Below are 8,154 nucleotides of genomic sequence, written 5' to 3'. Positions count from 1 at the left end.
GGCCGCATCCCGCATCAGACGCTCATCCTCATCAAGCTGATCCTCAAGCAAAAACGGATCAGACCAGGAAAAGGCGAAGGTGTCGTGCTTGGGTGGTTGAATCGTCATGGAGGTTCCCGAATTATTTGAAGCTTGAAATATCAGCTTAGCGTGGATCGCCGGTCAGGGCAAAAGGCTTTTGCCACAGCTTCGCGCGAAAGCCGAATCCGCATAAGGTGCCCCCCATGCAGATACGCCAGCTTTCCGAAACAGTCATCAACCAGATCGCCGCGGGCGAGGTCATCGAACGTCCCGCCAGCGTCGTCAAGGAGCTGGTGGAAAACGCGCTCGACGCCGGCGCGAAAAAAGTCGAGATCGCCACCGCCGGCGGCGGTCTGGGGCTGATCCGCGTCATCGACGACGGCTCGGGCATCGCGCCGGAGGAACTGCCGCTCGCCATCGGCCGGCATTGCACCTCCAAGCTCGCCGACGACATCCACGACATCCGCTCGCTCGGTTTCCGCGGCGAGGCGCTGCCTTCGATCGGTTCGGTCGCCAAGCTCTCGATCCGTTCGCGCACGGCCACCGCGGAAAACGGCGCCGAGATCGCCGTCGAGGGCGGCAAGGTCGCGCCGGCGCGCCCGGTCGCGGCCAATCGCGGCACGCTGGTCGAGGTGCGGGACCTGTTCTTCGCCACCCCCGCCCGCCTGAAGTTCATGAAGGGCGAGCGGGCGGAGACAACCGCGATCGCCGAAATGGTCAAGCGCGTCGCGATCGCGTTTCCGGCGGTGCGATTCGTGCTTTCGGGCAGCGACCGCTCGACCATCGATTTTCCCGCCTGTGCGGATACGCCGGAGGGGCGCCTTTCCCGCATCGCGCAGGTGATCGGCAGGGAGTTCACCGAGAATTCGCTTGAGATCGACGCCTGGCGCGGCGGCGTGCGGCTTGCCGGCCATGTCTCCATTCCTTCCTACACGCGGGCAAATTCGCTCCACCAATTCGCCTATGTCAACGGCCGGCCGGTGCGCGACAAGATGCTCGCCGGCGCGATAAGGGGCGCCTATGCCGACGTCCTGCCGCGCGACCGGCATGCCGTCACCGTGCTCTTCATCGAGCTCGACCCGGCTCTGGTCGACGTCAACGTCCATCCGGCCAAGGCGGACGTGCGCTTCCGCGATCCCGGCCTGGTGCGCGGGCTGATCGTCGGTTCCATCCGCGAGGCGCTGGCGCGCGCCGGCATCCGCTCCTCCACCGCCGGCGCGTCGGCGATGATGGATGCATTCCGGCCCGGCGGCGCCGGCAACGCACATGCCGGCGGCAACGAATACCGGGCGGCTTCGAGCCACGTCTCCTACAGCACCCAACCCGCCTCCTTCGATGCGGCTTCCTCCTTCCACCGGCCGCTCGACATGGGCTTCGCCGAAGCCGCGCAGGCGGTCTTCGAGACCGGGTCGCCTTCCGCCGACGCACGCGCGGCATTCGCATCCGCACCGCCGGAACTCATGCAACGGCCGCTGGGCGCGGCCCGCGCCCAGGTCCACGAGAATTACATCGTGGCGCAGACCGAGGATGCGCTCGTCATCGTCGACCAGCACGCCGCGCACGAGCGGCTGGTCTACGAGGCGCTGAAACAGGCGCTGCATTCGCGCGCGGTTCCCTCGCAGATGCTGCTTCTGCCGGAGATCGTCGACCTGCCGGAGGAGGACGCGGCCCGCGTCGCCTCGCATGCGGATCTGTTGAAGCGCTTCGGCCTCGGGTTGGAGCGTTTCGGCCCCGGCGCGATCGCCATACGCGAGACGCCCGCGATGCTCGGCGAGACGGACGCGGCCCAGCTCGTGCGCGACCTTGCCGACGAGATCGCTGAAAACGACACGTCCGACACGCTGAAGGAAAGGCTGGAGAGGATCGCCGCCACCATGGCCTGCCATGGCTCGGTGCGTTCGGGACGGCGGCTGCGCCCGGAGGAAATGAACGCGCTTTTGCGCCAGATGGAGGCGACGCCCGGCTCCGGCACCTGCAATCACGGCCGTCCCACCTATGTCGAGCTCAAGCTTGCCGATATCGAGCGTCTTTTCGGCCGAAGGTAGAATACCTATCTGCGGCGGCACCCTCCGAACAGGCCGCTTGACCTCACCGCGGTTTTGTGGCGGAACCGTCGCAACGAAAGGCAGGAAGCATGAACCGCTTTGAAGGACCCGGCTCGAAGGAAGCGCGCATCCGCTACCTGGACGGCGATTTTCAGGTCATGACGCCGGGTTCGTTCGTGCGCTGCGCCATCACCGGCGAGTCCATCCCGCTCGACGAGCTGAAATATTGGAGCGTCGCACGGCAGGAGCCCTATGTCAGCGCCGCCGTCTCGTTGCAGCGCGAGATCGACGTCAATCCGGATCTGCGCCGCCGCGGTCGTCCCTGATCCCTAACGCGCCTCGACGCTGCGGCGCCTGAAGGCTTCGATGGTCTGTCCGATGATGGTATGCGGGCTCGTCTCCGGCTCGAAGACCGCGTCGATCTCGATCACCTCGAGCCGTTTCCTGAAGGCGTCGATCTTCGGCGAGCCGTGGTCGAGCCGCACCGCGTCCTTGGCGGTCGTCACCAGTTGCAGGCTTTTCGCGTCCGCCGTCGCCGCCAGATCGTCGATATCCTCCTCGGAATAATAGTGGTGGTCGGCGAAGCTCTTCGTCACCGCCAGCCTGCCGCCGACCGCCGACACGGTGTCGAAGAATTTCTCCGGCTCGCCAATGCCGGCAAAGGCGAGGCAATCCCTGCCGGCTATGCCCGCCGGCGAATGCGGACGCGCCGAGGCCTCGAAGATCGGCCTGCCGGCGCGCGCGGCATAGCGGATGACGAGGTCTGCCGCGTCACCCTCGCCCATCTTCAGGAGGGCGTCGGCATAGCGCATCTGGTCGACCAGCGTGGCACGCATCGGGCCGCCCGGTATGGTGTGGCCGTTGCCGATGCCGCGCCGCGCGTCGACGACGATCAGCGCATAGTCGATGTGGACGCGCGCGCTCTGGAAGCCGTCATCCATGATGATGAAGTCGCAGCCCTCGCGCGCAAGCAGATGCGCGCCGGCGATGCGGTCCGGCGTCACCGCCACCGGTGCCTGACGCGCCAGCAGCAAGGGCTCGTCGCCGACATGACGGGCGATGTCGTGTCCGGCATCGACGATATGCGGGTGCGTGAGGCTGCCGCCATGGCCGCGCGATAAAAAACCGGGCCTGAAGCCCATCGCCTGCGCCTCCCGCGCCAGCGCGATCGCGACCGGGGTCTTGCCGGAACCGCCGACCGTGAGGTTGCCGACGCACAGCACCGGCAGGTCGATCTTCTCGCGCCGCGCGGTCAGGAGACGGCGGCGGGCCACCATCCCGTAGACGGTCGAGAATGGGTAGAGAGCGAGGGCGCGCCAGTCGGCAGGTTGCCACCAGAACGGAGGAGCTTCACTGACCATGCGTCCGGACAATTCGACGTGCGGTTACGATAGGCCTTAATAACCTGCGAAACGCGACATTGCCACCCGACGCCGGCTCACCTCGGCATCGACGAGGCCTATCCGTGTCCATTGCCGTTTTCCAGACGCGACTTGACGATGAGGGGCTGGATGAACGGCTCCAGCGCCTGCAGTGTCTTGGAAAGCGCGCCGCGCATGTCCTCGACCGTCGCCCTGCCGGCCGACATCATCTCGTGGCGCACCTTGTCATTGTTCAGGAGATAGTTGACCGCGCCGGCCAGCATGTCGCGATCACGCACGAATTTCGCACCGCCGCTGGCAATCAGCTTCTGGTAGGATTCGCGGAAATTCTGCACGTTGCGGCCGGCAAGCACGGCCGTGTCCAGCATCGCCGGCTCCAGCGGATTTTGCCCTCCCTCCCCGGTCAGCGAACGTCCGACGAAGGCGACCTCGGTCAGACGGAGATAAAGCCCCATTTCGCCGATCGTATCGCCGAGGAAAATGTGAGTGTTGGGAGAAATCTTGTCGCCGAGGGTGCGCCGCGCGACGTTGAGGCCGAGCGCGGCGCAGCTCTCCGCGATCGCGCCCGCGCGTTCGGGGTGGCGCGGCACGATGATGGTGAGGATGTTCGGGTGGCGCTTGCCAAGCAGCTTGTGAACCTCGGCCGCCACCGTCTCCTCGCCTTCATGGGTGGAGATCGCCGCCCAGGTGGGACGCTGTCCGATCTGGTCTCGAAGCCTTTCCAGTTCCGCCCCGTCGACCGGCGGCGGCACGGTATCCACCTTGAGATTGCCGGATACGGTCACCGGCCGGGCGCCGAGCGCGCGGAAGCGCTCCGCGTCGGTCTCCGACTGGGCCACGACATGGGCGAGGTTCTCGAACAGCGCTTCGGCCAGATAGGAGCGCTTCGTCCAGGCCGCGAAGGAATTGTCCGACAGGCGGCCGTTGACGAGCACCTGCGGCACGCGCCGCCTGCCCAGTTCGAGGATCGTCATCGGCCAGATCTCGGATTCGGCCATGATCGCGAGGTCCGGCTTCCAATGGTTGAGGAAGCGGCTGATGGCAGGCTTCAAGTCGAGCGGCACATATTGATGTATGACGCGCTCGCCGATGCGCTCCTTGGCCACCTGGGCCGAGGTTACGGTCCCGGTGGTCAGAACGACGTTCACGCCGTAACCGAGAATATGCTCGATCAGAGGCACGACGGCGGTGGTCTCGCCGACGCTCGCCGCATGCATCCACACCAGCGGGCCTTCGGGCCTGGGACGTCCCGCCTGCCCGTAGCGCTCGCGGCGGCGGGCGCGGTCCTCCTTGCCCTTGCTGGCGCGCCAGGCGACGTAGCCGCCGACCAACGGGTAGACGGCGGCTCCGCCCCAGCGGTAGGTGGTCAGGATCGCGCGGGCCCAGCGCTCGCTCATCGGGCACCGCCGACAAGCTGGTAGGCGCGCGCCGTCGCCGCGTTGAGCGCGGCGGTCACCTCGCGGCGCTTTTCCTCCATCAGCTTCTCGTCGGCGTCGGACGGAACATGGACGGGTTCGCCGACGATCAGCGCGCTGCGGCCGAAAGGCAGGTTGATGGTGGTCTTGTCCCAGCTCCTCTCCAGCACCTTGCGGCGCGAGGTCGTCACCGCCATCGGCACGATCGGCCGGCCGGAAAGCTTGGCCAGAGTGACAATGCCGAGGCCCGCCTGGCGCGGCGTGCCGTGTGGAATGTCGGCGATCATCGCGACGTTCATGCCGCTGTCGAGCGTCTTCTTGAGCGCGATCAGCGCACGCGCCCCGCCCTTGTCGATGCCCCTGGAGCTCTCCCGGCCGCCCGAGCCGCGGACGACGCCGAAACCCATCTTCTCTGCCACCAGCGCGTTCAGCTCGGCATCGGCGCTGCGCGAGAACATCGCCACGATCTTGAGGTCGCGCGGCTTCATCGCGGGTGCGAGCAGGTGCTGGCCGTGCCAGAGCGCGGCGATCGCCGGCGTCATGGCCTTGAGCACAGGTTCGGGGTCGTGCGACCCCGCGACGCGCGGATTGGTTCGGTCGATGAACTTCATCGCCAGCGCGATCAGATTGACCAGGGCTTTCTTGGCCAGGGTCGACTGCGCGAGCGGCTCCCGCACCTTCTTCCAGACGGTTTTCATGAGACGCGGCTTCTTGCGCCTATCCGCTGTGACGTCAGGCAGTGGGGAAATAGCCTCTTTTTTCATCTGCTCTTTTTATTTGGCGTCCGGATCGAGCAGGCGATGGAGATGGACGACGAAATAGCGCATATGCGCGTTGTCGACGGTCTCCTGCGCCTTCGCCCGCCATGCGGCCTCGGCCGATTTGTAATCGGGATAAATGCCCACGAGATCGAGGCTTCCCAGATCGCGAAACTCGACCCCGCCAGACAGGGACGTCAATTCCCCGCCGAAAACCAGATGCAGGAGCTGCTTTTTTCCGTCTTCTTCTGCCATCGTCGTTTCACATGCTTTGAGGAGCGCGATTGGCGGCAAACAGCCGCTTGAGATGAATTTCCGTTTAAATCAATTCGTTACGATTTGAAACCGCCGCGTGAACAAATCATGTGTCGAAACCGGCGACGATCTCCGCCATCTCGCGTACGAGCCTGCCGCTGCCGGCAACCAAGGCTCCGTGGCGGGGCTCCGGCCCGGCATAACGGGGCGGCTGTCCGCTTGGATCCAGGACCGTCCCGCCCGCACGGCGCAGGATGAGATCGGCAGCGGCGAGATCCCAATCGTGAGAATTGGGCTTTATGAAGGTCGCGTCGATCTCGCCGCCCGCCACCATTGCGATCCTGTAGGCGAGCGAAGGCACATAGGGAAGCGTCGGCCCGCGAATATGAGCGGGGGCGCGATCGAGAAACTGCTTCGGGCCGCCGATCACCGGCCGCGCATGCGGCGGATTGACCGCGAGCGTCACGCCGTTCCTGGTCGCCGGTCCACCGGACATGGCCAGATAGACTTCCTGCTTCGCCGGGCAATCGAGCACGCCGACGAGCGAGGCGCCGTCCTCCACCACGGCGATCGAGACGCACCATGTGCTGTTTCCGGCGATGAAGGCGCGAGTGCCGTCGATCGGATCGACGACGAAGGTGCGCCGCGCCTCCAACCGCTTCTTGTCGTCGACGGTTTCCTCCGAGAGCCAGCCATAGTCCGGCCGCGCCCGCAGCAACGTTTCGCGCAGGAAGCGGTCGACCGCCATGTCGGCCTCGCTCACAGGCGAGCTGCCCTCCTTCATCCATACGTCCGGATCCTTGCGGAAATAGCGCATGGCGATGTCGCCGGCCTCGCGCGCCGCGTCGCGGATCAGCGCGAGTTCGCCCGCAAGGTTCCCGGCAGTCGCGTCACTCACCGGCAAGGGTCATCCCTTCGATGAGCAATGTCGGAGCGGCCGTGCCGAAGTTCCGATCGAGGTCGTTGGCGGGCGTCATGTTGCGGAACATGTCCTTGAGGTTGGCCGCGATCGTCACTTCGGAGACCGGATAGGCGAGCCCGCCGTTCTCGATCCAGAAACCCGACGCGCCGCGCGAATATTCACCGGTCACCATGTCGACGCCCTGGCCGAATACCTCGGTGATGTAGAAGCCGGTCTTCAGCGAACGGATCAGTTCTTCGGGGCTCCGCTCGCCTGGCTCTATCGCCAGATTGGTCGAGGACGGCGAAACCGAGGAGGCGGCCCGCGCGCCGCGCCCGTTCGTCTCCAGCCCGAGTTCGCGGGCGGCGGAGGTCGACAGAAACCAATGGCCGAGCACACCCTTGTCGACCATGACGAGCGCCGTGCCTTCCACGCCCTCGCCGTCGAACGGGCGCGAGGACGAGCCGCGCAGCCGCAGCGGATCGTCGGTGACGGTGATGGAGGCGGAGGCGACCTGCTTGCCCATCATGTCGCGCAGGAAGCTGGTCTTGCGGGCGACCGAAGCGCCGTTGATGGCGCCGGCGAGATGCCCGGCAATGCCACGTGCCACACGCGGATCGCAGATAATGTCGACGGGACCGGTCCGGGCCTTGCGGGCGCCGAGCCGGCGCACCGCCCGCTCGCCGGCCTTTCGGCCGATTTCCGTCGGCGCGTCGAGATCGGCGAAATGAAGCCTGGAAGACGATTCGTAGTCGCGTTCCATCGCCGTGCCCTCGCCCGCCACCACGCTGACGGAGCGCGAGAAGCGCGACGCCTGATAGTGACCGACGAAGCCTTGCGAGGTCGCAAGCACGAGGCCGCCCATGCCGGCGCCAGCACCCGAACCGCCGGAATTGGTGACGCCCGCGACCGCCAAAGCCGCCTCTTCCGCGGCAAGCGCATCCTCCCGCAGCCGGTCGGCACCGGTCTCGGTTCCGTCAAACAGGTCGAGATCCTTGATCTCCTTCGCCAGCAGCGCGGGATCGGCGAGGCCCTGATAGGGATCCTCCGGCGACACCCGCGCCATCGCGACCGCGCGCTCGGCCAATGCCTTGCGGTCCGCGCCGGCTGCCGCCGAGACGCTCGCGACCCGCCGGCCGACGAAGACGCGCAGCGAAATGTCGTCGCTTTCCGACGCCTCCGTCGCCTCGACCTTGCCGAGCCGCACCGACACGCTCGTCGAACGCGCGCGAATGGCGACGGCGTCGGCGGCATCGGCGCCCGCCGACTTCGCGGCCTCCACCAGCGAGGCGACGACATCGGCAAGTCCGTTCCTATCGAGCTTTTCGGTCATGAAATGGTCCTGAACTGGTTCGACGAAGGGCGAGAACCGTGGGC

General features: G+C 66.4%; 8 protein-coding genes. 2 read left to right on the top strand and 6 right to left on the bottom strand.

Features of this window, described 5'->3' with window-relative positions; genetic code table 11:
* Positions 1-224: 224 nt before the first annotated feature.
* Positions 225-2,066 (top strand): DNA mismatch repair endonuclease MutL, encoded by a 1,842-nt coding sequence (gene mutL / locus XW59_RS28725; RefSeq protein ID WP_047149018.1) that lies wholly within the window; start codon positions 225-227, stop codon positions 2,064-2,066.
* A gap of 89 nt (positions 2,067-2,155) precedes the next feature.
* Positions 2,156-2,392, top strand: coding sequence for a DUF2093 domain-containing protein (locus XW59_RS28720; protein WP_047149019.1), 237 nt, complete (start codon positions 2,156-2,158; stop codon positions 2,390-2,392).
* A gap of 3 nt (positions 2,393-2,395) precedes the next feature.
* Here XW59_RS28720 and lpxK read toward each other — a convergent pair whose 3' ends face one another.
* The 6 genes from lpxK to XW59_RS28690 form a co-directional block, all read right to left on the bottom strand.
* Complete coding sequence (gene lpxK, locus XW59_RS28715; protein ID WP_047149020.1) at positions 2,396-3,427, bottom strand: tetraacyldisaccharide 4'-kinase; 1,032 nt, start codon at positions 3,425-3,427, stop codon at positions 2,396-2,398.
* Between the two features lie 98 nt (positions 3,428-3,525).
* On the bottom strand, positions 3,526-4,845 hold the full coding sequence (waaA, locus tag XW59_RS28710; protein ID WP_047149021.1) for a lipid IV(A) 3-deoxy-D-manno-octulosonic acid transferase: 1,320 nt from the start codon (positions 4,843-4,845) through the stop codon (positions 3,526-3,528).
* Positions 4,842-5,561, bottom strand: coding sequence for a lysophospholipid acyltransferase family protein (locus tag XW59_RS28705; protein ID WP_136068563.1), 720 nt, complete (start codon positions 5,559-5,561; stop codon positions 4,842-4,844). Before XW59_RS28705 ends, waaA begins: the two co-directional genes overlap by 4 nt.
* 75 nt (positions 5,562-5,636) lie before the next feature.
* Positions 5,637-5,876 (bottom strand): DUF4170 domain-containing protein, encoded by a 240-nt coding sequence (locus XW59_RS28700; protein WP_047149054.1) that lies wholly within the window; start codon positions 5,874-5,876, stop codon positions 5,637-5,639.
* Positions 5,877-5,982: 106 nt separating this feature from the next.
* On the bottom strand, positions 5,983-6,774 hold the full coding sequence (locus XW59_RS28695; protein ID WP_246666263.1) for a 3'(2'),5'-bisphosphate nucleotidase CysQ: 792 nt from the start codon (positions 6,772-6,774) through the stop codon (positions 5,983-5,985).
* Entirely contained in the window at positions 6,767-8,110 is a 1,344-nt protein-coding gene (locus XW59_RS28690) for a TldD/PmbA family protein (protein WP_047149055.1), read from the bottom strand. Before XW59_RS28690 ends, XW59_RS28695 begins: the two co-directional genes overlap by 8 nt.
* Between the last annotated feature and the right edge of the window lie 44 nt (positions 8,111-8,154).

Origin of the sequence: Aquamicrobium sp. LC103, assembly GCF_001014615.2 — a bacterium.
Classification (GTDB): Bacteria; Pseudomonadota; Alphaproteobacteria; order Rhizobiales; family Rhizobiaceae; genus LBCQ02.
The sequence above is the reverse complement of the archived record's forward strand: the minus strand, read 5'-3'. Positions and strand labels throughout refer to the sequence as shown.